The sequence below is a fragment of the Hungatella sp. L36 genome (assembly GCF_014288035.1).
Genome location: NZ_JACOPC010000033.1, coordinates 1 through 26169, shown reverse-complemented (window position 1 = coordinate 26169; position 26169 = coordinate 1). Strand labels below are relative to the sequence as shown.

General features: G+C 33.3%; 17 protein-coding genes and 3 pseudogenes. 10 read left to right on the top strand and 10 right to left on the bottom strand.

Annotated features, from left to right (window positions below):
• The first annotated feature begins 290 nt into the window (after positions 1-290).
• The 10 genes and pseudogenes from H8S80_RS33220 to H8S80_RS33175 all read left to right on the top strand — a co-directional run bounded on the left by H8S80_RS33220 (position 291) and on the right by H8S80_RS33175 (position 11546).
• Positions 291-1898: an O-antigen ligase family protein gene (locus H8S80_RS33220; protein ID WP_207729923.1), complete on the top strand. Its 1608-nt coding sequence runs from the start codon at positions 291-293 to the stop codon at positions 1896-1898.
• Complete coding sequence (locus H8S80_RS33215) at positions 1895-3304, top strand: sugar transferase (protein WP_117624383.1); 1410 nt, start codon at positions 1895-1897, stop codon at positions 3302-3304. Before H8S80_RS33220 ends, H8S80_RS33215 begins: the two co-directional genes overlap by 4 nt.
• Positions 3301-4278, top strand: a complete 978-nt coding sequence (locus H8S80_RS33210; RefSeq protein WP_187049093.1) for a glycosyltransferase family 2 protein — start codon at positions 3301-3303, stop codon at positions 4276-4278. The genes H8S80_RS33215 and H8S80_RS33210 overlap by 4 nt, the downstream gene beginning before the upstream one ends.
• A gap of 52 nt (positions 4279-4330) precedes the next feature.
• Positions 4331-5368, top strand: a complete 1038-nt coding sequence (locus H8S80_RS33205) for a glycosyltransferase family 2 protein (RefSeq protein ID WP_117624385.1) — start codon at positions 4331-4333, stop codon at positions 5366-5368.
• 2 nt (positions 5369-5370) lie between these two features.
• Positions 5371-6156: an ABC transporter permease gene (locus tag H8S80_RS33200; RefSeq protein WP_117624386.1), complete on the top strand. Its 786-nt coding sequence runs from the start codon at positions 5371-5373 to the stop codon at positions 6154-6156.
• Between the two features lie 9 nt (positions 6157-6165).
• Complete coding sequence (locus tag H8S80_RS33195) at positions 6166-6909, top strand: ABC transporter ATP-binding protein (RefSeq protein WP_117624387.1); 744 nt, start codon at positions 6166-6168, stop codon at positions 6907-6909.
• 12 nt (positions 6910-6921) lie between these two features.
• Positions 6922-7563 (top strand): annotated as a pseudogene (locus tag H8S80_RS33190) (UDP-galactopyranose mutase); the annotation flags it as partial.
• A 70-nt stretch (positions 7564-7633) separates the two neighbouring features.
• Entirely contained in the window at positions 7634-8545 is a 912-nt protein-coding gene (locus H8S80_RS33185; protein WP_117622806.1) for an NAD-dependent epimerase/dehydratase family protein, read from the top strand.
• Between the two features lie 11 nt (positions 8546-8556).
• Positions 8557-9657, top strand: coding sequence for a UDP-galactopyranose mutase (gene glf / locus H8S80_RS33180; protein ID WP_117622805.1), 1101 nt, complete (start codon positions 8557-8559; stop codon positions 9655-9657).
• A 17-nt stretch (positions 9658-9674) separates the two neighbouring features.
• The gene (locus tag H8S80_RS33175) at positions 9675-11546 is read left to right on the top strand and encodes a DUF4422 domain-containing protein (protein ID WP_117622804.1); all 1872 of its coding nucleotides are present in this window, start codon (positions 9675-9677) and stop codon (positions 11544-11546) included.
• Positions 11547-11968: 422 nt separating this feature from the next.
• On the opposite strand, the gene tnpC is transcribed toward H8S80_RS33175, so the two are convergent.
• The 10 genes and pseudogenes from tnpC to H8S80_RS33125 all read right to left on the bottom strand — a co-directional run.
• Complete coding sequence (gene tnpC / locus H8S80_RS33170; protein WP_117632803.1) at positions 11969-13618, bottom strand: IS66 family transposase; 1650 nt, start codon at positions 13616-13618, stop codon at positions 11969-11971.
• A 290-nt stretch (positions 13619-13908) separates the two neighbouring features.
• Positions 13909-14235, bottom strand: a complete 327-nt coding sequence (gene tnpB / locus H8S80_RS33165; RefSeq protein WP_117624631.1) for an IS66 family insertion sequence element accessory protein TnpB — start codon at positions 14233-14235, stop codon at positions 13909-13911.
• 11 nt (positions 14236-14246) lie between these two features.
• Complete coding sequence (gene tnpA / locus H8S80_RS33160) at positions 14247-14669, bottom strand: IS66 family insertion sequence element accessory protein TnpA (protein ID WP_117632804.1); 423 nt, start codon at positions 14667-14669, stop codon at positions 14247-14249.
• 148 nt (positions 14670-14817) lie between these two features.
• Positions 14818-15523, bottom strand: a pseudogene (locus tag H8S80_RS33155) (IS110 family transposase); the annotation flags it as partial.
• Positions 15524-15835: 312 nt separating this feature from the next.
• Positions 15836-16981, bottom strand: coding sequence for an acyltransferase family protein (locus H8S80_RS33150; protein WP_117624396.1), 1146 nt, complete (start codon positions 16979-16981; stop codon positions 15836-15838).
• 946 nt (positions 16982-17927) lie between these two features.
• Complete coding sequence (locus H8S80_RS33145; protein WP_117624395.1) at positions 17928-20252, bottom strand: LTA synthase family protein; 2325 nt, start codon at positions 20250-20252, stop codon at positions 17928-17930.
• Positions 20253-20309: 57 nt separating this feature from the next.
• Complete coding sequence (locus tag H8S80_RS33140; RefSeq protein ID WP_117624394.1) at positions 20310-21377, bottom strand: glycosyltransferase family 2 protein; 1068 nt, start codon at positions 21375-21377, stop codon at positions 20310-20312.
• A 14-nt stretch (positions 21378-21391) separates the two neighbouring features.
• Positions 21392-23704 carry a glycosyltransferase gene (locus tag H8S80_RS34945; RefSeq protein ID WP_117624393.1) on the bottom strand — a complete coding sequence of 771 codons (2313 nt, stop codon included), beginning with the start codon at positions 23702-23704 and terminating at the stop codon, positions 21392-21394.
• A 4-nt stretch (positions 23705-23708) separates the two neighbouring features.
• Positions 23709-25574, bottom strand: a complete 1866-nt coding sequence (locus tag H8S80_RS33130; protein WP_117624392.1) for a DUF4422 domain-containing protein — start codon at positions 25572-25574, stop codon at positions 23709-23711.
• Positions 25575-25598: 24 nt separating this feature from the next.
• Positions 25599-26078 (bottom strand): annotated as a pseudogene (locus tag H8S80_RS33125) (UDP-galactopyranose mutase); the annotation flags it as partial.
• Positions 26079-26169: the final 91 nt, after the last annotated feature.

Below are 26169 nucleotides of genomic sequence, written 5' to 3'. Positions count from 1 at the left end.
ACTGCAACTAATTTTGTCTGCTTTCTCATAATTAATGCACTCTCCTTTTTCTTTTTGAAATACTTTTTGAAATTCCTAATTGCATTACGAGGTAATTATACTTCCTATAAGGGAAATTATGGGCAGCAAAAGAAGTCCCGGAAAAATTGTAAATATCTGACTGATTGTACGGTTAATATTCATAAAATCTTAAATAAAATGCCCATTTTTTCAGCATAGATAGAGTTGCGGTATTGGTTGTAAAATGTTATACTGTGTAAGAATATGTTCAACAATGGAAGGAATCGATTATGGCTAAAAAAATAGTGAAGCAAAAATCCATCAAGAAAGAAGATAATGTTTTTAACTATGTAATTGATGTATTTGTATTCCTTATACTTTGTCTCTTCCCTCTGTTTGTTACAGATAGGTATTATAATATTCTACAGTCAAAGTATTATTTCTATATCGGATCAGTAGTTTTACTATTTATTGCATTAGCAATTGCCGGTATTTTAAACTCGAGCAAAATTGAAAGTTACTTTTCCGAATTTCACTGGAAAGGGTTCTTTAGAAAATTTACAGTGACTGATTGGGCTCTAATTACATTTCTTATTATAGCAGCGCTCTCAACCATTCTTTCCGATTATGTTTATGAATCTTTCTGGGGTAATGAAGGAAGATATTCAGGATTGTTTTTACTCTGCCTCTATGGTGCAGCATATTTTGGCGTAACAAGATTTGGGAAGTTTAGAAGATGGTATCTTGATGTATTCCTTGTGTTTTCCATGCTAGTGTGTTTATTTGGTATTAGCGATTATTTTCAATTGGATTTATTAAAATTCAAGGTGGGAATGCTGGAAGATCAGAAGTTTATGTTTACTTCTACTATTGGAAATATTAATACGTATACAGCGTTAGTAGGAATGATAGTCGCTGTTGCGGCAGTTCTATATAGTACTGAGAGAGAAAAGAAGAGAATTATATTTTATTATATTTGCATGATAATTGGTTTTTTTGCAATAATTACAGGCATTAGCGATAATGCGTATTTATCGTTAGCAGCATTATTTGGTTTAAGTCCTCTTTACCTGTTTAAAGATAAATGTGGAATTAGGCGATATTTAGTTATCATTGCTACGTTTTTTTCGGTTATACAATGCATTGATTGGATTAACATTAGCATGGCAGGACGAGTTTTAGAGATCGATAGTGCATTCCGTATTATTGTAAATTATAATGGATTGCTTTATATTGTCATCGGATTATGGCTGGTAACTGCCCTGGCTTATCTGCTGGATTACATGACAAAAAAAGATAAAGATATTTCTGACTATAAAGAGAGCATTGGTGGTGGGGTAAGGCTTGCATGGTTAGTAATTATATTTGTAATCATTGGTAGTGGTATTTTTCTCCTTCTTGATGTAAACGTCAATGGAAATGCTGAGCGTTATGGTGTAATAAGTAATTATCTGTTATTTAATGATGAGTGGGGGACACATCGAGGCTATATTTGGCGGAATGCAATAGAATCATTTCAGGCCTTCTCGCCATTTAAAAAATTGTTTGGGTTTGGGCCAGACACATTTGGAATTGTATTGTTGGATAAAACAAAAGGCAATGTGTACGGTGAACTATTTGATAATGCACATAATGAATATTTGCATTATTTGATAACTGTTGGTATTTTAGGCTTAGCCGCATATTTGACGTATCTTGTTTCATTTGTGGTCAGATGTATTCGCAGAGGGTGCAGTAATCCTTGTGTTATCGCAGCGATGATGGCTGTAGTATGCTATAGCACTCAGGCATTTGTTAATTTGAATTTGCCGATCGCGACACCTATCATGTGGTTGATGCTAACACTTGGGGCGTTGGGCTGTTCCGGTAATGGTCAAGCAAAGGATGTTGGAAATTGAAGAAATATGAGCAGTATAAAAGAGTTATAAAGTTTTCTTTTTCATTTATAATTGTTTTTTTAGAAATTCTGATCTACTGGTATGTATGGATTGGATATTACAATAAAATTATAGAATTTCCATTTTGGCGAAGAGGAAATTGGCTTATGGTCGCCCTTTATGCTGTCTTACTAATTTTCTTCTTGCGGACATATGGTGGCTTTAAAATTGGATATCTGAAGAGAGGGAATTTGATTCGTTCTCAGGTATTGTCATTGCTTTTTGTCAATACTATAACATATATTCAGATTTCTCTTTTAGATAAAAAATTTCATGATATGAGAATGATTCTGACGATGTCCGCAGTTCAGGTAGTTGCTGTTATATTATGGGCATACATCTTTCAATGGCTCTATCAAAAAATGTTCCCTCCAAAAAGGTTACTGTTAATTTATGGGGACAGGCCGGCGTTTCATTTGATGGAAAAGATTAATTCAAGAGAGGATAAGTATTATTTATCTGGGGCTATCCATATTAACTGTGGCAACGATAAAATTATTGAAACTGCAGAATCGTATGATGCCGTAATTATTGGTGATGTACCAGCCCATGAAAGAAATCTTTTGATGAAAGAATTTTTCAACCGTTCGGTTAGAACCTATACAGTGCCTAAAATATCAGATATATTGATTAGAACATCATCGGATCTGGATATCTTTGACTCACCACTTTTGTTATCAAGAAATGAGGGACTTCAGATAGAGCAAAAATTGGTGAAAAGATTAATGGATATTGTCTTTGCAGGAATTGGTCTGATTATTACATTACCGTTTTTTTTGATTATTGCACTGTGTATTAAAGTTACCGACCGAGGCCCTGTGTTTTATAAGCAGAAGCGTCTGACAAAGGACGGAAAAGTTTTTGATATATATAAGTTCAGGACTATGATTCAAAATGCCGAGAAACATACGGGGGCCAGATTGGCTTCGGCAGAGGATGATAGGATTCTGCCTGTTGGGAGGATGCTTAGACGTATTAGACTGGATGAACTTCCGCAGTTATGGAATATATTAATTGGCGATATGTCTTTGGTTGGACCAAGACCGGAACGACCAGAGTTAGCTGAAAAGATTGAAGAAACAATACCGGAGTTCTCCTATCGCCTCAAAGTAAAAGCGGGCCTTACAGGATATGCACAAGTATTTGGAAAATATAATACTACGTCGTATGATAAGTTGAAACTGGATCTTACTTACATACAAAATTACTCCATATGGCTTGATTTGAAGTTAATGCTGATGACACCTAAAATTATGTTGATGAAAGAAAGCACAGAGGGAATTAAAGAAGATGAGTTCGGCAGTAATGAGCTGGCTCTAACTAAGGACCTGATTAAAGAAGGGGAAGTTTGGAAGGCAGAAAAATGAAGTGTTTAACAATTGTTATTCCCATGTACAATATAGAAAAATATATCTCAGAATGTCTGGAGTCCTTTATTGTACAGGAGATTATTGGCGACATTGAAGTATTAATTATAGACGATGGTTCAAAGGACGGGTCTTCAGCAATTGCTGCTGAATATGAGAGGCTTTATCCACAATTATTTAGAATCATTAAAAAGCAAAATGGCGGCCATGGTTCCACGATTAATCGAGGAATAGAAGAGGCGACCGGAAAATACTTTAAAGTTGTAGATGGTGATGATTGGGTCGCTAAAGAGGCATTTGTTAAACTTGTAAAGACATTAAAAAAAACAGATGCAGACTTGATTTTATCGAACTATAATTGGGTAGATTATAAAACTGGGGATACAAAGGCAGAGGTGGACGAATTATGTCCACAAATTCAATATGAGAAGATATATCTGGCTGGTGAGGTATTAAACAAAACATTTTTGAAAATGCATGCAATGACCTATCGGACCAGCATTCTACAGAATATGGGAATCCGTTTGGATGAAAATTGTTTTTACGTTGATACAGAATATATAATTTATCCCATTCCATTTATTAAAACAGTGTTATTTTTGAAAGAATTTGTTTATCAATATCGTGTGGGTATGCCTACACAAAGTATGAGCATTGATAATATGAAAAAACGCTGCAGCCAGCATGAAATGGTGCTTGATCATCTGATTAAATATTATCATGACAATGAAAACTGCACATGCTCGAAAGCTATGGCCACAGTGATTAGCAGGATGGTAACGAGTCAGTATAAGATATATTTAAGCTTTAAGGAAAATCGTAAGTCGGATTTGATTGAAATGGAAGAAAACTTGAAGCAAGATATGCCTTTAATATATAATGGAATCCAGCATAAGGCTGTATCAATACTTAGAAAAACAAACTATTATATTTACCCTGTTATATCCTGGATGGTTAGGAAATATCTGAGGTAAATCATACATTGACAAAGAATAACCTTTATGTGAGAATAGGTAAGGAAAGAAAATGAACAAGATAATTTCATTTATTATTCCATCTTATAATGTGGAAAAATATTTATCAAAAGCTCTCGAATCTTTTTTGGCAGGCGATGTTTTGGATAAGATTGAGGTACTGATCGTTAATGATGGATCGAAAGACAGTACTGCTACAGTTGCAAACGAGTATGTGGAAAAGTATCCGGAAACATATCGACTGATTAATAAGCAGAATGGAGGTCATGGTTCTGCCATAAATACTGGCGCCGAAGCTGCAAATGGTAAATTTTTAAAGGTGATTGATGCCGATGATTGGGTTATAACAGATAATTTAAAAGAATTGATTGAAAAACTCGAAGTTTGTGAGGCAGATGTATTTTTAACCCCATATCATACCGTTGACATGGAAACTGGCGAGAAAACAGTTTTTCGTATGTATTGTTCAGAATACGAAAGGATTTACACATTAAAAGAAATTATTGAGAAATGGAAGGATTTTGATAAGTGCTTTTTGTTTCACGGTATTGGTTATAAAACTTCATTCTATAAGGCGCTGAATTATCAGCTGTCTGAAGGGATCTTTTATGAGGATCATGAGTATTCTACAATACCATGCAGCAGAGCAGAAAGCATTATTCCATTTGATATATTTCTGTATGAATATTTAGTTGGCAACTCAGAGCAAAGCGTTTCGGTTGTTAATAAATTAAGACGTATTACTCATATTGAGCAAGTGGCACTAAGATTGTCTACTCATGGAAATGAAACTTATTTAACAGAAGCGGCCAGGGAGTATGTTTACAGGAAAGCAGAGGTTGTTATCCTAAGCTATTATGCGGTGGCATGCATTATGAATCCTAATAAACATCAAGGGCGTTTGCTATGTAAATCATTTAATAAAAAATTAAAATATGTCAATCCTGTATATCATGAAAGATTGAGAAGAAAGTATTGGGTATTTATACTCATGAGTATTTTTCACGTTAATACGGCGCTATACGAGAAGTTACTGGTCTCAGGCCTGTATAAGAAACTCAGGAATAATCGTGAAGAGGAGAAAAAATAAATATGAAGTTGAAAGCGCGGCTGGATAGTTTTTTTGCATATAGACATTTGATGCAGCAGCTTGTAGAAAAAGATGTAAAGCTAAAATATAGAAGAAGTTTTTTAGGATATTTATGGAGTATTTTGAATCCACTTTTGACAATGGTAATTATGGTAATTGTCTTTTCAAATATGTTCCGTTTCGATATTGAGAACTTTCCAGTATATCTAATTATTGGACAGACAGTTTTTAACTTTTTGACGGAGTCTACGACACAGGCAATTTTTTCTATAACAGGTAATGCTGCATTATTAAAGAAAACATATGTGCCTAAATATGTTTTTACTATATCCAGAGTTACGAGCTCTTTAGTTAATCTGCTGTTTGCTCTTGGTGCAATGCTTGTTGTATTTATAGTATGTAAAGTGAAGTTTACACTTTATTTCTTATGGATACCGATTATATTACTCCAGGTATATGTATTCTGTCTGGGTCTTGGGATGTTCTTAGCACAAGCCTCTGTGTTTTTCAGAGACGTTCAGTATATTTATAATGCAGTTATTACAGCCTGGATGTATTTGACACCACTATTTTATCCGCTGGAAGCGCTACCTGAATATTTACAGAAATTCATTGTAACCTATAATCCTATGTACAATTATGTTACACAGTTCCGTATGGTGGTTATGTATACCCAGATGCCGGAGCCGGCTATGATTATAAAGGGAACCTGCATTGCTCTGGTTGCATTAATTTTAGGAACATGCTGTTTTGCAAAGACTCAGGATAAATTTATTCTTTATATTTAAGGTGACCATATGAAAGAAAATAATGTTGTAATAAATGTATCAGATGCCACGGTTCGTTTTAATATGGCTTCGGAACGTATTGATAATTTAAAGGAATATGTGATAAAATTAGTAAAACATCAATTGATGTTCCAGGAGTTTCTGGCATTAAAAAATGTAGATTTTAGTGTTAGAAAAGGAGAAGCATGGGGCGTAATCGGGACAAATGGGTCTGGTAAGTCAACTCTGCTTAAATTAATATGTGGTATTTTAAAACCATATACGGGGACTGTTAAAATACAGGGAAGTATTGCTCCGTTGATTGAGTTAGGGGCTGGTTTTGATGGTGATTTAACTGCTAAGGAAAATATATTTTTAAATGGTGCAGTTTTAGGACATACAAAAAAGTACATGCAGGATCATTTTGAAGAAATTGTTGAATTTGCAGAACTACAAGATTTTTTAGATATGCCAATTAAAAATTATTCTTCAGGTATGGCGGCCAGGCTTGGTTTTTCTATAGCAACAGTAGTGCGGCCAGATATATTAATAGTCGATGAAGTCCTATCTGTTGGAGATTATGCATTTCAGCAAAAATGCGAAAAACGAATGAAAGGTATGCTTGAGGGAGGAACGACTTTATTATTTGTTTCTCACTCTATTGATTCCGTGAGAAGTTTATGTGATCATGCACTATGGTTGGATAAAGGGAATGTGAGATTAAAGGGTGAAGTAGAAGAAGTTTGTGATGCTTATATGCAGGCATTACAGTAAGGAGGAAGTTATATGAAATATGATTATCTGATTGTAGGTGCAGGCTTATATGGAGCAGTTTTCGCCCATGAGGCTCACAAGAAAGGCAAAAAATGTCTGGTAATCGAGCGGAGAGATCACATAGGCGGAAACATCTATTGTGAAAAAGTAGAAGATATTAATGTGCATAAATATGGAGCACATATTTTTCACACATCAAATAAGAAAATCTGGGATTATGTAAATCAGTTCGCTGAGTTTAATAATTATATTAATAGTCCTATTGCTATTTATCAGGATGAACTTTATAATCTTCCGTTCAATATGAATACTTTTAGTAAAATGTGGGGAATTAAAACGCCAGAGGAAGCTCAGCAAAAGATACAGGAGCAGATTGAAGAACTTCATATTACGGATCCTCAGAATCTGGAAGAACAGGCGTTGTCGCTTGTTGGTAAAGATGTTTATGAAAAGCTGGTCAAGGGTTATACAGAGAAACAGTGGGGGCGTGATTGTAAAGATTTACCTGCATTCATAATTAAGAGGCTGCCAACCAGGTTTACATATGACAATAATTACTTTAATGATCGTTACCAGGGGATACCGATTGGAGGATACACAAAAATCGTTGAAAAGCTACTAGAAGGTATTGAAACATTACATAATACCGATTATAGGAAGTATGCATAATTATTAGCATTTAATAAAAGGAAGGAGTATATGTGATAATAATTAAAAAAGTCACATGAAAAATATGAAAATACTAGTTTTAGGTGGAAACGGATTTATAGGAAAAAATTTATGTACATATATAAGCTCTATGGGACATGACGTTATATCATTTGATATGGATTATGGTTTCCGTGAATCGACAAAAATAACTTACGTTAAAGGCGATTTTTTTCAAGATGATGATTTAATTCCATATTTAAAAGATGTTGATGTAGTTTTCCATGCAATAAGTACAATAAATCCAGGCAATTCAAATAATAAATATATGCAAGGATATACACATGATTTTCTTCAATCGGTAAAGCTGTGTGATCTTTCTAAGCAGTATCATTTTAAAATAATCTATTTATCTTCTGGAGGAACAGTGTACGGTTTTCAAACTCATATGCCAATTGACGAAGAAACTTTGGCTATACCTATAAATCATTATGGTAATTTAAAACTTTGCATCGAAAACACCTTCAGAACATTTAATAAGCAATTTAATACTAACGTTATTATAGCGAGAATTGCCAACCCATATGGTCCTGGTCAGGATTATTCCAAGGGAGTGGGATTTATTGATGCAGCTTTAAAACGAGCAATACACAATCAAACCATTGAAATTTGGGGAGATGGAACAGTTATAAGAGATTATATATATATTGATGATGTATGTCACATGCTCGCTTCATTAATTTACTATGAAGGCAAAGAATCTGTTTTTAATATTAGTTCAAATTCAGGAGTATCTCAGAATGAGATCATCAAAATAATACATAAAATGGTTCCAGATATATCTGTAAAATATTTACCTGCTAGATCTGTAGATGTTCCTGCAATAATATTAAATAATACTAAAATTTTATCTGTATGTAAGGAACAATGTATTGAAATAGAGGAAGGCATTACAAAGTATTATAAATATTTACAAAATTTAATATAAGAGGTAAAAAAATGAAATATGATTATTTAATAGTTGGTGCAGGATTATTTGGAGCTGTTTTCGCCCATGAAGCTTCTAAAGCAGGAAAAAAATGTTTAGTCATTGATCGCAGAAAACATATTGCGGGAAATTGTTTTTGTGAAAGTATTGAGGGTATTAATGTACATACCTATGGTGCACATATTTTTCACACTTCCAATAAAGCAATATGGGATTATGTTAATCAGTTTTCAGAATTTAATAACTTTGTATTAACTACAATGGCATGTTACAAAGACCAAGTTTACAATCTTCCGTTTAACATGAATACATTTAGTAAAATCTGGGGGATTAAATATCCAAATGAAGCTCGAAATATAATTAATAATCAAATAAAAAAGTTAGATATCAAAATACCAAAAAATTTAGAAGAACAGGCAATTTCGTTAGTGGGACCCGATATATTTGAACGTTTAATAAAAGGATATGTTGAAAAACAATGGGGACGTGATGCAAAAGATCTTCCCGCATTTATAATAAAAAGATTACCATTACGATTTACATATAATAATAATTATTATTTTGACAGATATCAAGGAATACCTATTGGAGGTTATAATCCAATTATTAAAAAAATGCTATCAACTTCTGATGTATTACTTAAAACTGAGTATAAGGATTTTATTAAAGAAAATCCTAATATAGCTGAAAAAACAATCTATACTGGAATAATTGACGAGTATTTTGATTATCAACTTGGTGTTTTAGAATATCGTTCTGTTATGTTTGATACAAAAGTATTAGAATGCGATAACTATCAAGGATGTGCTGTTATGAGCTTTACAGAACGTGATATACCATATACAAGAATAATTGAACATAAACATTTTGAATTTGGCTGCCAACCTAAAACTGTTGTTTCTTTTGAATATTCAAGAGAATGGAAGCCTGGCGATGAACCGTATTATCCTATTAATGATGAAAAAAATTCATGTCTTTATCAAAAATATAAGGAATTAGCAGAAAATACACCTAATGTAGTATTTGCAGGTCGTTTAGGTGAATATAAATATTATGATATGGATAAAGTTATAGAAGCAGCATTACACTTAATAGAAAAAGAAATTAAATAGTAAAGGACTTAAACTTTATGTGCAATATTAAAATATTTGTTACACACATTCCAAATAAAGAGGATGAAATTATAAATAACAATCTTATGATTAATGTGGTAGCAGGTGCAGATTATCAAACAAAACCATTATCTGATTCTTTTGTACCAGATAATACAGGAGATAATATATCAAAAAAAAATAAGGCTTATTGTGAATTAACCACGCAATATTGGGCTTGGAAGAATATAAAAGCGGATTATTATGGTTTCTGTCATTATAGGCGTTTTCTGTCTTTGACAAATAAAAAATATACCAGTAATGATCCAAGTGGAAGAGGTCAAATTTATATAAAAGTATTAAATGATACTACAGCGCATATGTATCAACTAGACAACGATAGATCTATGCAAGCATATATTGAAAAATTTGATTGTATCTTACCATGTAAGCAAAATTTAAGTACTTTACCTACACCTATTGGAAAACAACAGAATGTCTATAAACATTTTGAAGGCCATAACAGACTTTTTATGAATGGAGAAGATTTACAGATATTACTGGATATTATATCTGAAAAATTTCCTCAATATTTTTCTATTGCAAATGAATTTTTAAATCAGTCTTTTTTTTGGGGATATAACTGTTTTATCCTTAAAAAAGAATACTTTTTTGAATTATGTGATTTTGAATTCAGTGTATTGAAAGAACTTGAAAATAGGATTGATATGTCTAATTATAACCAACAAATGGCTAGAATGCCTGGCTTTATGGGAGAAATACTTTCTTGTATATACTTTTATAAATTAATAAAAGAAAAGCCGAACTTAAGATTATCAGAAGTTCAACTACTATACTTTGAAAATACTTTAAAAAATACTCAGATTAACCCCATAAAAACAAATAATATTCCAATAGTATTTAATATTGATAATATTCCTCCTTTTTTATTCTTAGTTACAATAAAATCATTACTAAATAATATTTATAAAGCAGAACAATATGATATTATAATTTTACATTGGAATATATCCTCTAATTTTATTAAACTTTTTGATGAACAATTTTATGACTATACTAATATACGGGTTTCCTATATTAACTTATGCAATATCTATGATACTCTTAAAGAACGTCATTTGTATCCTGCAGATTCTCGTATATTGCTTCCATGGATATTAAGTGAGTATAATAGTGTAGCCTGTTTTAACTGGAATATCCTATTTAATCAAAATATTAAAAATCTTAATACTATCAGTTTAAACGACCAGTTAATAATAGGTTGTAAAGATATCTTAATGATAGGTATGGCAAATGATGTCTCTGATAAATATGAAAAATTTCTTGTAGACGATTTAAAAATTGAAGACAAGAATAATTTACTAGATTATCGGGCATTTATTATGAACTTATCTCAAATTAGGCAGACTATGCAACCTTTAAAAATGCTCAATCAGCTTAATAACATTGGACAAAATAAAAAATTATCTATTTCTGAAGAATTAAATATCATTTTTCAAAAGAAAATGTTTTTAGAATGTTATGAATTGCTTTATTACTATACCGAAGATATTAATGAAACTCGAGTTATCAAACAAGCTCCATTAAACTTATATAATAAATATAATGCTAATGAGAATAAAGCTTTTTTAATAAGTTATAATCCAAGTTGTTTAGGAAGTTTGAATGGATCTAAAATTAATATAGCATATTGGAATATTGCTAGAACCTTAGACGTCTATCATTTATTATTAGAACATTTTTCTTTTGTATTATGTAGTTCTGGGATTCAACCTTTAAAACATAGATCTCTTAGCAATAAAGCAAAGGGGTGTTTAAGATGTATTAGAGACCATGGATTTTTATACACAGTAAAATATGGTATAAAAAAAATAATTGCTCTTAATTAATAAATAGTTTAACTGGACCTATGTCAATACTTTTTTTGTCCAAAATATTGACATAGGTCCACTTTTATATGCTAGGTCTTCCTGAAAATTTTCAAGATATGCCTTAAAAACTTTAAACGGTAATAATTAGAGACAGTTATCTTATGCTAACTGCACCACTCCTTAACAGTATGACTGCTGAAGCGTTCGTTATATTCGCAGATTTGCTCTGCCCAATCACGAAATCAGTACTGATGCGCAACTAAAGATGTTGTAGAATTTAATAGACTATCCCCCACCTTAGGAGATTAATAAAGTTGAGCATTTACTTTTTTACTTGGTGAGTCAGTCTATTATCTCAGATTTATGGTAAGCGCCAAATGTTAGGGTATCCCAACACATCTACCCTGGCACCAACATGTGATGTCAGGGTTGCGAGCGTTTTACTCTGATTTTTTGTTACATCCTATCTTGGCTTTTTCGCTCCACGGTGCGAGATCTTGAAATTCTGCATCGGTAGTATCTTTGCCTGGGCGGCTGTCGAGCAGGTATTGCAGATAGTTGTATGGGTGCAGCCCATGCACTTTCGCCATCTCTACCATGGTATATACTACCATACTCGCATTTGCACCATCCTGGCTTTCGCTGAACAGCCAGTTCTTGCGGCCTAAGGTTAGCGGTCTGATTGAATTCTCCGATGGATTATTGCTCAGGCTGCAGCGTCCATCTTCGAGATATGTCATCAGCGTGTCTTTTCGATTTCGGATATAAGTCACTGCCCGATCCATGCGGCTTCCCTTTTCTGAACGCTGCGCATCCAGCCAGCGCATGAAACCTTCCACTACAGGCTTCTGATCCTTCTGGCGGCGTTTGTAAACCTGCATATAAGACAATTCCTTTTCCTTATAGCTGCGTTCATACTCAAACAGCTTGTTACAATACAGAACGCCTTGAACTGCCGGATGGCTGTAGTCCTTATCATGGCCGGTTGGAATGGCTTCGATCAGATATCTCCGGATATGGGCGTAACAACAGCATCTTCGGATATTTTTCAGCTTGTTATAACCACTGTAACCATCAGCCATGACATACGTTCCATCCGCGATTCCTTTCAGGAAGTCCGCCGCATGTTCTCCGGCACGCGTCTCTGAATAATGGTACAGGACGATGGGCGGCAGCCTGTCTTCTCCGGAACGCATCAGCCAGACATAGGACTTAATCTGCGGTCTCCGGCCAGGTTCATTTAAGACCTGGATGGGTGTCTCATCTGCCATCAGGAAATGTCGTTTCAGTAACTCACGGTGAAAGTAGTCATACACGGGTTTCAGATAATTCCGGGAACAGGTGATAATCCAACCCGCCATGGTCGTTCTGCTGATGCTGACTCCAAGGAGTTCAAATCCTTTTTCCTGTCGATACAGCGGAAGCGCATCTGCATACTTTTCATACATGATGTGTGACACAAGGGATGATGAGGCATAGCCTCCAGGGATTAGTGCCGCAACTCCTTCATCCTTGATAAACTGTGGGACTTCCGTATCCTTGCAGACAGGGTAGCCATACGTGGTTGCAACGTACACAATACGTTCCAGCTTTGCTTTGGTGTAACGCAGCTCTGTCCTGATTTCTTCATGGCCGATCGGAACCATCATGGTTCCACAGGCAGGACACTGTTTTTCTTCGTCTGTCAGTGTATCCACCTCTTCATAATAGATTGGCAGATTTGCGAACATCTCGTCATAGTTCGCTTTGGGCTTACGCCCTCGTTTGCTGGCGTTCACTTCGATAAACTCCGGTTCAATGAGTTCCGGAATTGGTTCTTCCCCGGAATCAGGGACGGAGAAAAGATTCAGCTGACCGGGCATATCACTGCGTCGTTCACTGGAACTGCCAAAAAGCTTCTGTTTGAAGTATTCAAGCTGCGCTTGCAGATTTGAAATGATCCGGTCTTTTTCATCGTCCTTTGCATTGCGTTCTTCCAGCATCTTCTGCAGGGATACGATCAGATCATTCTGGGTACGGATGGTTGTATTCAGTTGTGAGATCGTATCCTTCAGTTCCTTGAACTGGATGTCCTTTGCACTGGATGCCATGGTCCTTCGCTCCTCTGTTTCGTTACTGGTATTTTACCAGAAATCGAAGAAAAAAGCGAATTCGTCACGGCCAGGTGTTCGTCATAATGACGGTGGATAACTGACGCGGAGAGCAGCCATAAGATTGATAAACTGAGATATTTTTTGTTATGGCAATCTCAGAATACGATGAAAAGCGATGAAATAGAAATCGCGTAGGAGGTTATCCCGGCCTGGATGAAAAAAGAAAGAGTTATCCACGTTTCGATAAGAAATGCCACTGGAAAATTTCGTCGATTTCACGATGATTTTCAGCTGGTTTGGATCGCCTTTGGCTGTTCAATGTCCAGTCCGCTGAGCAGCCAGTCCAGCTGCCGCCAGGTAATTGCCTGAGCTTCTGAACGCTTCCGTGGCCAACGATAGCGTCCCTGTGCAACATTCAGTCTCTTGTAAAGGAGCACATATCCATCCGGTTCACGGAGCAGGACCTTGATCCGGTCACACCGTTTACCGCAGAAAAGGAACAGGGATGACTGATCCGGATCCATGGAAAGTTTGTCCCGGACAATGCTGCAGAGACCATCGATCGATTTGCGCATGTCTGTTGTGCCACATACGATATAGATGTTGTCCGCCACGGAGATATCGCCTAACACCCGGTGCCTTTCACAAGGCTCAGAATCCGATCAAGGATAGCAAGGTCAGTTCCATTAGCGATGCGGATTGTCGCATTGCCCAGAGATATTTCTATGCTGGCAGAAATATCTGCAATACAGGTTGGATTCGCAGGCGCTGACTGGCATAGAAGCATCCGCTCAGGATTTGCTGCTTTTGAATGAACGTTTAAGCGGACCACTTCCTGAGCCGGAGTCGGTGAAGGCACCGCTTTGGAAATTGACTCAGGGATTTCGCAGCAGGCCTTTCTCCTGAGTCTACTGACCCAGTTGTAAAAGGTTCCCGGATGAATTCCGTGCTCCTTACACCACTGATAATCGAAGAGCCCACTGTTCCTGCATTCCATAATTAGTTGGAGCTGCTGATCAGCTGAGACTCTGGCATTGTAACTGGACATTTTCGATACCTCCATAAATGTGTAGTGAAATACTCACACCTATCAATGAAATGTATCGTATTCCAGAGCGAAGTGCTTGCATCTAGCTATCTATCATTATGAGGTACTTGGCGGCAAAGCGCTAGCTACCCTAATATTTGGCACTTACACATAAACGCTTGGAAGAGTTAAATTGTGTCATATCAGTACCAATCTCGGAGATGATGGTAATGGCAGAAGCTCTGTCAACTCCGGGAATGGTACTGAGTAAGGAAACAGCATTTTCATAAGGGGCAATCAGCTCATCGAGTTTGGAGTCCAGAGAATCAATGGACTGTTGCACAAAATCAAGATGAGAACGCACCATGAGCATACGTTCCTTTTGGGAAGAGGTCATCTGGTAACCTTCAATGGATTCGATTACGGAATCGGCTTTCTTCTTTAACGATTTTTTCACTTCGTTTACAACAGGTCAACTTAAAGCGGTAGCTGGTGTATTCGCGAAGAATACGGATTTCTTTACAGGGAATAAAGCTGCCAGGAACAAGACCAAACCGAAAAAGGTCACCAATCCATTTGGAATCTTTAAAATCATCTTTGTTACCTTTAACAGCCTTTACCCACTTGGGATTAGCGATGGTAACATTGATCTTATCTTCCAAAAGATTAAAAACGGGAATCCAATACTTACCAGTAGATTCCATACAGAAATTCTCAAGAAGCCAGTGTTTGAAACATCGGATATCACTATTAAAAGTAGAAAACCGTTTCTTCTGATAGGAAAGCTGGACACCTTTGGTGGTTTTAATGATTGTGGCAACGAGAAAAGTCTTATGTACATCGACACCACAACAGGTAGAGAAAACAACTTTCATGGGAAACAACTCTTTTGTAAAATCAGGAGCCATTGACTGCCACATCACACATTTAACAGGAGTTAAAACAATTCTTAGATTGCGGACTCGTAGTACCATTTATTTGTGCTTGAAAGATATGGCTTACACTGATTAGTGTGCTGATTTAATCCCTGAGAGAAAGTCTTCGACTCACCTCACCGTGCTTTGTAGTGTAGCTCTTTGTAATAATTATAAAAGAAGCGGTGGAAGACGCGCCCCTTTTTTTCATGACTATTTGTGCCGCAAGCGTCAGCGGCGGAATGGATGATAGTATGAAATTCTACGCACTTACTATGGGGCGTTTACGTTTTTAAGATTCTTTAGTATGATTTTTTTGTTTAAAAGCATATACGGAAGTTTTGTAATACATATTTGAATAAGAATAGGAATGACAATTCCTGCAAATATATATATTATTTTCATTTGCTCTATATTTTTTGGCAAATATAAATACCACACATCTGTTTTATAGCTGCTCCAATCAAAATTATAACATAGGTTTGTAAATTTACTAATAAACGCAAATATCGTTTTAACAATCATAAATGCCATAAGCTGATTTATCATAATAGAAAATGCATTATCAGAAATTAGATTAATATATTTATTTTTGCCTATGATGGGTTCTAGTATTCTTGAAACTCTTAGCCAAAAAGCAATCCCTATAGAACCGATAATATAAGGCATTATTGGACCATCAACAAAGTCATGACACCAGCAAGCTGAATAAGTCGGTATTCTTCCATAAATATAAAGTACTACTAATAAACTCATAAAAATAAGTATAAAATATGTTATACTTCCTAATTTATCATACTTCTCTAGTTTTCTTTTATAATAGATACCAAGACTAAAAAAGGGTAAAATAAATAACATTCTAACTAAAACAAGCCACCAGCCAAATCTGAAGTCCTTAGATGCTAAATATACTCCAATCATACCTAGAAGCAAATTAAAAATGTACCATACCCCTTCATTAATTTTTTTATTATTTAAGCTAAATATTTTTCTTGCTAATACGTTATAAATTTGAACCATGAATAAAGGAATAACAAACCACCCGCCTAGATTATACATAAATTGATGACCCGTTGTTATTGGAAGTATTAACAGTTTTGAAAACATTTCTGTGTTACTGTCAAATCCAATAGTAAACCCCTTAAAAGAAAGTACTATTACTACTAATCCATAAAAAAAATTCCAACAATAAAGCGGCACAAGTAATGTTTTAATTTTTTTTAGTATATACTTTCCGATATATTCTTCACTGCTACTTTTGTAAAAATACCCAGATGCAAATGCAAATAACTGTAGATGAAAAGCATAAGGAGGAAACCAGTCAGATAAAATATTTATTCCACCACCGCCACAATGTCCTATCACAACAAATATAATTCCTATTGCATAAAGTATTTTGAATCGATAATCAATGCTCATTTTGTCTCCCTGTTAACTTTGTATTAATAATTTCAACAATATATCATTTTGAAGTTGGATAAGTGCACCTCAAAGTCAGGTTTATAGTTAATGCTTTACGTATATATGGACAGTTTTCTGTCCTCAACTTTGAAAGTCCCATTGAACTGAGTTGCATTATCGTCCGCAGTAGTACCTCGCGCTCTGTAGGCAGGTACGTCCATGAGTGGAGTGACTTCCGCGTCACAAAAATCACCTCGATCCAGCCAAACTATCCAACCACCACAGTAAAGATACACTGAATAATATGGATTAGCATAAATATAAGTGCCAAGTATCAGGGGGGCCAATACATTTACCCCAACAACATCATCTGATATCAGGATTGCAAGCGTCTTACTATGATTTGCTGTTACATTCTATCCTGACGTTTCGCTCCATAGTGCAAGTTCTTCGACTTCTGCCTCGCTGATGTCGGGGCAGAGGCGACTGTCCAGCATGTAGTTCAGGTAGTTGTATGGATGAATTCCATGGGCTTTCGCCATCTCTACCATACTATATACTATTATGCTCGAATTTGCACCATCCAGGCCGAACGCAGAGCAAAAAGCTATACGATTGGCCACAAGGCATTTTTATTCCACATATCTGTTGCCGAGGCAAATGCAGTCATGTACAGCATAATTGAGACAGTAAAAGTCAACATCTGAACGTGTTTCAGTATTTTTGCATGGTACTATTATATATGCCGAAATACAAAAATGAACTCGAAGGTATAAAACAGTTGCTTCCATAGAGTGATTTCATAAAAAAACATTGCACAGATTTGATAGATGTAGAAAAAATAACAACGAAAAAAACATGAACCACTGACAATTTATATATGGGGCACTAAGGCTAAAACATACAATACAACTGGTTAATCATCGCATACTTTTTTATGTGCTATAAGAAGTTCCTGTCACTTTTAATCAAAAGTTTTCTTCACTTTATTTTTATCAAAAATATTATTATACTGTAAGTATTCATAATCTAATAATATTGAATTATCAGGTACACTATTTATATCACTATAATAATTTCCATTACTATCAATAATACCTTGAGTTGTAATAACTGGGAATACTTTATAGACCTCCTTTAAAAATCGATAATATGCGGGTAATTCTAAATTTGCTGTTTCCAAAATAATACTTGGCAAAAAATTGGCACTTATTTTTTCTATAAATTGCTCTTTGATATCATAATTTGTCCATATTATAAATGGGGTGATATATTTATTTAAATTATTAATTTCTGTGTTTTGAGTAGTATTATTATATAACCAAGCTTCTGTATTAAGAGATAGAGTAGGTTGATGATCTCCAAACAAAATAATCATTGTGGGTGTTTCAATATTAGAAAAATATTCTACTAATTCTTTAAAAGCATTGTCTGATATTTTCATTAAACTAAAAAATATAGCAGCATCTTCAAAGCTTCCATAATTAGATAAATCGAATGTTACAGGCATATTTAGCGAATCTGTATATCCTCCATGATTTTGAATTGTAACATCAAAAATAAACTGCTTTTGATTCATATTTTGTTTGATTATATCCAATACACAATCGTAATTACTACTATCTGATGCACGCCCTCTGATTAATTCTAAATCAGTAAAATCCTGTAGTGAGTAAAAATGTTCTAATCCTAAATTAGGATAAACTTTTTTACGATTCCAATTATTAGGATTCTCCAGATGAATACCCGACGTAACATATTCTTTTTTTCTAAGATAGCTAGCCAAGGAATCTATTTCTCTATTAATATATGATTCAAATGGATATGAACCAGGTGGGAAAAAAATCATAGAGTTTCCAGTTAATGCTTCAAATTCAGTATTACAGGTTCCTCCCCCCCTGACAGATACGTATAAATCCCCCTTAATAGTATTTTTAGTTAAACTTTCGTAAAAAGGTATTACATCTTCTTCATATTTATTGCCTAAAACACGAAGATCAGAGAAAGATTCATTCATTACCATTATTATATTTTGAGCGACTGGATTTTTATTGTTTTTACTATTACTCTCATTTTCTACTGACTCCCATATACGTTCTAATTCGGAGTGACTATAGCCCTTGGGTACTCTTACTTTCAAAGCAGCGCTATATTTTATAAACGAAGCGACTGATCCTTGAATTTTATAACAGTATTTTATGTCTGAATCCCAAAATAAAGTTTCCATTTCAGAAAAAGAGTTACTCTGGATGATAGAGATACCAAGTATTGTAATAATTACTAATTGAATAAGGAAGTAGCTACTATGCTTTACTTTATTTTGCTTGGTTCCAATTGTTAGAAAAGTATATAATATTGTGAAAGTAATCGTTATAACCATCGGAATCGTAATATAGTATGAATAGCCGCTTGCAACGCTTAGTGCTGTATTAACTGCAACTATGTCAGTGGGTAAAATTGGTTTTCCCCTAAATTGTATTACAAAATAGTTTGCAACCGCCCAAACTGTTGCAACGATATTAAATAGGAGTGTTGCAAAGGTTATATTATAACATACCATATAAATAAACTTACACATCATATATAAGAAAAAGAAATTGATAAGCTTATACTCCATTGATATAAACCAGTAATTTCCGTTTATTAATTCTATAAAAAATGACATATATAGAGGAGCTACGATAAGTGGTAGTTCAATATTAATATATTTTTGTTTTATAATCTTACGATATACAATAAGACTAATGCCTGTGCTTATCAATAAAGTTATGATATTAAAAATAAACCATAATGCATATGTAAAAAACTTATAACTGCTTATGGTAAAATAAGCATCTTCTCCTGTACATTGAAAATTTAAGTTTTCATTATTAAGAATATAGTCCAGATTATTAACGGTTATTAACGATTGCAATGTACTAGCCTCCAATTTTGCAATCATTATACCTTTGAAATAAACAGTTATTTCAGATATCGAAATTTTGTTTGTTCCATCTATATCAACTCTTAAATTATCAATCGATATTGGTATATCTTTAAAAAGTAAGGACTTCTCATTTTTAATAATATCTTTCCATTGCGTACTAGTATCATAATTCATAAGAGCCTTATCTTCGTATTGAGAATCTGTATAAAATAATTGTATAGATCCATTCGAGGCATTCGAGTAACTTATTTTTAAACTCAATGTAAAGGAAAAACATATATAGATAATACCTTGTATAAGTAATATTAGGTAAACTAATGTCTTTATTTTTTCAGGTATCTTTTTAAATTTTAGTTTACTCATGATTTCTCCATGGTTATCTAGTAATAGGCGGCCTGTTTAATGCTAATATCTATATTTTTATTTGGCAAATATTTGTTTGACTTTTCCAGGTATATACATAAGCATATGACCTATTTTATACGAATGACTATTTTCTAACTGTTTAATACGATTTTCTAATTCTTTATTATGATTTTTAAATTTATAATCGTCTAAAATTGATTGTACCAATTTCCAGCGATCTACATCGAAGTAATCACGATCTAATACATTTTCATAATCTGCTTTAATAAACTCTAATGCCATTTGATCCTTAAACAACTCTTTATACTCCGGAGCAATTCTTTGCAAGTTCCAATTATAGGAATCAAGTTTAAGAACTTGCAATATTTTTGAAAACTGTTTTTTTCTGTTTAAATCTAAATTTAAATATGCATGCATACTTTGAAATTCATCGCAAATACTAAAAATTTTTCCCGTAGATTTTACAGATGAATTATCATTATCGATTCGATAATGTAAATAAGCCTCTTTAAGAAAAACAACTTTAGAATTGGACACCCAAACTTTAAACGCAAAAGCTGTGTCCTGATACGACGCACCAGGTGTTTCATTAAATGTAATATTATTATCCATTAAAAACTGGCGTCGGTAAATAGCGGTCCAAATACATGGACGTAAGAACACAATAAATTCATTTTCATCAGCTGATACTATTTTATTGTATTCATGACCATAAAGTACTTCATAAAAAGTATTGGAGTTGTTTTTTTGGCTATACTCAAAGTAATTAGCTTTAACAACATCTACATTAAATTTTTTTGCAGTCAAATATAATTTTTCAAACATTTCAGTATCCGCAAAGTCATCTGGTTCCAATATCCCGATATATTCTCCAGTAGCCATTTTTAATCCTAAATTCATTGTATTACCATAGCCACTATTACTTTTGTTAATTATTTTAATACGACTATCATTATACGCATATTCTTTAATTATATCTAACGAATTATCTGTTGAGCCATCATTAACACAGATTATTTCTATATCTGTTAATGTTTGCTTTAATAATCCTCCTAAACTTTCATGTAAAAAATCTGCAGCATTATAAATAGGCATTATAATTGATACATTTGGTATGGACATTATATTCTCCTATCTTAACCTTTTTTGTTAGAAACGATACTTTTGATCTTTTTAGGTATATATAAAATTAAATTGCCAACTTTCCATGTAGTTGATGTATAAAACTCTTGCTCTCTTTTTGTCCAAGCATATTTCATATCTTCTTGTTGTCTATAAAGTTTATACTCTATTTTTTTTAATGCTTTATCAAATATTTTATATTCTATTTTATCTGTATTATTATAGATAAGATTGTTAAGGTCAGATATAAGTTGGCGTAGCTCAATACTTGAAGGCTTTAACAAGTGATTTAATATTATGTCTCCATAGTCATTTTCTAATCTGGCTAATTCTAAGGATAATAACGAATTATAGTTTTTTTCTAGTGCAAAAGAGATATTCTCTGTAAGTCCTTTTACTAAATCTAATACTTTTTTATCTGTAAAATTTGTTACTTTATGGCCTGTTCTATAACAATAAGTACATCTCTTTAAACAATAAAATGTCTTGGCCAAATGCATTACTTTAACAAAAAAAACAGGATCTTCAAAGAATGTATAGTCCGGTATTCTTAAATCGTTATAAATTAAGAATTCTCTATTATATAGGAACCTTGTCCAGCCATAATCGAATTGGTAATCTTTATAGTTCATTAGAGTATCATCTGAAAAAGTATACTTACTTAAATTTCCATCCCATCTATCCACTATTCCAGGAAGTGTTACATTATTTTCGCTAAAACCACCTCCACATATCAATACCCCATGTTTAATTGCCGCATTATAAAGGTCAGCTAAAACCTCATTATCAGGTAAATAATCATCAGGATCTAAAAAGAATAAAAACTCTCCTTTGGATTGGGTAATCCCTATATTTCTTGAATAAGATACTCCATGATTTTGCTGGCTTATAATTCGGATCCGCTTATCTTTCCATGAGTATTCATTTAAAACTTGCTGAGAATAATCAGTTGATCCGTCATCAATACACAATATCTCTAATTCTTTTAGAGTCTGATTAATAACGCTGTCTAAACACTCAGGTATATAAGCGTCCATATTATATATTGGTATAATTACTGTTATTTTAGGATTAATGTTTTCATTATTAACTTTATTAAATAGCTGTATTGAATCTATTGGCGTAATTCCATAAACTCTTGTTATTAATTTTATTTTATTTAAGTATAGAGACCGCGTATTTTTTTGTTCTTTCACAAGTTTCTTTCTCAAAGAATCCAAATTGTTTATAAAATTAAAAAGTATATCTTTATTAAGACTTTCGATATCAATTACAGAGCTAGACTGATATATATTATGAATACTTTTTATTTTATTTTCATAATATTCTCCAGAAAACAAACTTAAAATGGGCACAGCAGAAGATAATGAAAAAACTGCCATATGATATCTGCTGCCAATATTAAAAATTGCATTGGCGATTAAATATTTGGCATATTTACAAGTAGTATTAGTCAGATCTATAAAATTAATCTTATTTGTAGCAGCCATTAAATTATCTTTTACATCTTCCCATATCGATAAGTCCCCATTACTAAAACCAACTATATTAAAAAAGTCAACCGTATTATTATTGATAGAATCATTAATAAAAGAAGCTATGACTGTAGATATTATTTTTTTAATTTTATCTGTATATTCTGGCCAGTCGTTAATTATAATATTAGCATATTTTTTATTATACATGCTATTATTAGCAATATATTCAGTATTTAGATTTATAGCATCATCAATACTTACATGAAATTTAGTTGAAAGTTCTTTATGCGTTGCAATGTAAAAATCATCCCTGAAATCTACAAGTTCTGCACCTTCGAATAAAGTCTCAACTAAATTTAGTTCTTCGCCTCTAAGGGGATATATGCTTATGCCAGTAAAAAGATATTTCTTAGAATACTTTTTTGCAAAAGCAACTGCTATTGCTATCTCATATAACATATCCGGCCAAATAGAATTAATATATCCACCGCCAACTATATGTAAAATATCTATTTCTTTAAATATAGAATGCAACGAATCAAAAATTAAGGAATCTTGCAATTCATAATTACTATCGCTGCTTATGTTAATATATATTTGACTTAACTTATCTGTATTATAATTACAGTTAACCGTCAGTCTGTGTAGATAGTCAATAGGTATAATTTGAATATTAGGTTCCGAACTATATAACGCAGTGTAAGAGGAATCTTTAGTAAATACATACAATTTGCAATTTTCATGATACATTTTTTTAATCATTTGAATGTTTGATAATAAAATAGCTTCATCGCCAATATTAGGATTAGCAATTGCACCTAATAATGCAATTCTTTTATATACTTCCACAATATCACCTCTTTAACCCATTATATAAATAATAGTAAATTTTCTTTAAACTTTCGCGTCGTTTACTTCCATAAGGGAACAAACAATTATTGCCATCAAATATCTTCTTATATTTTGCTTCTTTTGGATGTTCCTTTTGATATAGTATTTGCGAACTATTATTAGTCATACGATACAGCATAATTTCATACCAGGGTGTCTTCTTGGCATAACGCCAAAATTCATCTCCAAAATCCATTTCAGGAAAGAACCATGGCTTTTGTGGACCCGCATAGTGTATGATAGAAGGTGCACTTCTGGCTTTAATATACTCTTTGTATTGCCATTGGGGGGCAAGACGGATTATTTCGTTAATACGCTTGTTATCATAATCTACCATCATATTCCATGCCATATCAATATATTTTACTTTACCTTCACACAGATGATTTAAAATATCCTGATCAAGCAGCTGAAATTCATAAGATGTTGCATAATCTAGTATTTGCTTTGTTGTATACATTTTTCTAAACTCTTTAAGGTTAATCAATAATGTTCCTGCTTGAAAGTAAGAATAGGGGTTTACCATCTTTAATACTGAATCCATATAATTCTTTTTATTAGGTTCGTATCCATTATATAAACCTGATGTATCAGCATCATAACATGCTGCAATTAAATAACTTTCTAAATCCAGATCGTATAGTTCTGCTATATCTCGACGAATTATCATATCGGAGTCGAGATATAATACTTTATTATAATCAGGTAGTAATTCAGGTAGAACTAATCTGTAGTACGTTTCTACACTAAAATGGCCTCTAGTATAAAAAGTATAGTGTTCTAGTAAACTGTTAGGATTGAGAAAATTAACCCTGAAATTTTTTCTATTCTTTACTATAGTATTAATTCTAGCTTTATTTTTTATAGATATATCTTCTGAGAGTATGATAATATCATAAAATTTGTAATCTGACGCATTATCTATTAATGATAATAACATGGTACCTGCATATGGAACAAAATAATCATTTGTTGCTAATGCAATTACTACATTATTTTGTGCATCAATGGGATTAAGAATATTTTTAACTTCTGTATTCAGAAATAACGTACGCTGTAACTCTTTGCATTTATATTTTCCTTGTTTTTTTAAGTGTGTATAATATATACCATATAATCTTTCGGCTAAATGGCCTATTACCCTATATGCATCGATGTTATAATTTGTATAATCACGACGTTTTTCTTGTTCTTCTAAAATATCAAATAACCATTCACAGTATGAAAAGAAAATTTCTTTTCTCATGATAAACATATTACAAAAATAACCTTTATCTAAATTAAAATATTCTAATGCAGTTTCATAATACTCTGGATATTTTTCCTCTAAAATTGCTAGTAACACATCCAAATCTTCCTTATATAAATAAGGTGTAAGTTCATATTGCTGTTTGTTTGATTTAATCCTCTTATTTAGTTCTTTTAAATTCACTTCTGGACTACTTAGAATATCGTAGGAATTTATTGTCTTTTCCATTAATTCTTTTTTAATTCCTATTTCATCCAATATGCTATTATTTAAATCTTTAATTACAACATCTTGAAAAGAATTATGAGCCATTATTTGTTCCGTAAAGCACAAATATCTTCTATAATGAAAAAAGCCATAATAGTCAGCATCATCATTTTTCCAAGCCCAATATTGAGCGGTTAGCTCACAGTATAATGGGTTTTTATGAGATATATTTTCTCCAATATCATCGTGTAGCATGTTTGAAAACCTGATAGAGGCATCTTGAGCGCCCACTTGTATTGGATATAGAAAAGGTCGATCTGGCACAAAACAGTTTTTATGACAAGATACATAGATTTTAATATTACTAGTCATTTCTTCCCCTCTTAATACGTTTGTTTAACAAAGTATTTTATATATTACAGACAATGCTGCATCAATCACCTTATCCATATCAAAATACTTATAAGCTCCCAGCCTTCCGCCAAAGATCACATCCGGTCTGCTCTTAGCTAACTCAACATACTGTTCATACAGTTTTGTATTTTTCTCATCATTGACTGGATAATAAGGCTCGTCTCCCTTTTTCCATTCACTGGAATACTCTCTGGAGATTACCGTTTTGGGCTGCTTTCCAAATTCAAAATGCTTATGCTCAATGATTCTCGTATAAGGGACCTCTTTATCCGTATAATTTACGACAGCATTTCCCTGATAATTAGGCTTGTCCAATACCTCCGTCTCAAAGCGCACAGAACGGTATTCCAGGACTCCTAACTGGTAGTCGAAGAATTCGTCTATTTGGCCTGTATAGACCGTTTTATCGGCTATCTGGGGGTTCTCAGAGATGAACTTCCTATAATCGGTATTATTTAGAATACTATGACTTGTTTTGGGGTATTGTATGTGATATTATTTTTAGGGAGGTATAGATGTAGAAAGGAGATAAACAGATGCAATATTCCGTTTT

Bases quoted from the DNA above. Each gene is read 5' to 3' on its own strand.
- H8S80_RS33220 (WP_207729923.1), top strand. From the start codon at position 291: ATGGCTAAAAAAATAGTGAAGCAAAAATCCATCAAGAAAGAAGATAAT.
- H8S80_RS33210 (WP_187049093.1), top strand. From the start codon at position 3,301: ATGAAGTGTTTAACAATTGTTATTCCCATGTACAATATAGAAAAATAT.
- H8S80_RS33205 (WP_117624385.1), top strand. From the start codon at position 4,331: ATGAACAAGATAATTTCATTTATTATTCCATCTTATAATGTGGAAAAA.
- H8S80_RS33200 (WP_117624386.1), top strand. From the start codon at position 5,371: ATGAAGTTGAAAGCGCGGCTGGATAGTTTTTTTGCATATAGACATTTG.
- H8S80_RS33195 (WP_117624387.1), top strand. From the start codon at position 6,166: ATGAAAGAAAATAATGTTGTAATAAATGTATCAGATGCCACGGTTCGT.
- H8S80_RS33185 (WP_117622806.1), top strand. From the start codon at position 7,634: ATGAAAAATATGAAAATACTAGTTTTAGGTGGAAACGGATTTATAGGA.
- glf (WP_117622805.1), top strand. From the start codon at position 8,557: ATGAAATATGATTATTTAATAGTTGGTGCAGGATTATTTGGAGCTGTT.
- H8S80_RS33175 (WP_117622804.1), top strand. From the start codon at position 9,675: ATGTGCAATATTAAAATATTTGTTACACACATTCCAAATAAAGAGGAT.
- tnpC (WP_117632803.1), bottom strand. From the start codon at position 13,618: ATGGCATCCAGTGCAAAGGACATCCAGTTCAAGGAACTGAAGGATACG.
- tnpA (WP_117632804.1), bottom strand. From the start codon at position 14,669: ATGTCCAGTTACAATGCCAGAGTCTCAGCTGATCAGCAGCTCCAACTA.
- H8S80_RS33150 (WP_117624396.1), bottom strand. From the start codon at position 16,981: ATGAGCATTGATTATCGATTCAAAATACTTTATGCAATAGGAATTATA.
- H8S80_RS33145 (WP_117624395.1), bottom strand. From the start codon at position 20,252: ATGAGTAAACTAAAATTTAAAAAGATACCTGAAAAAATAAAGACATTA.
- H8S80_RS33140 (WP_117624394.1), bottom strand. From the start codon at position 21,377: ATGTCCATACCAAATGTATCAATTATAATGCCTATTTATAATGCTGCA.
- H8S80_RS33130 (WP_117624392.1), bottom strand. From the start codon at position 25,574: ATGACTAGTAATATTAAAATCTATGTATCTTGTCATAAAAACTGTTTT.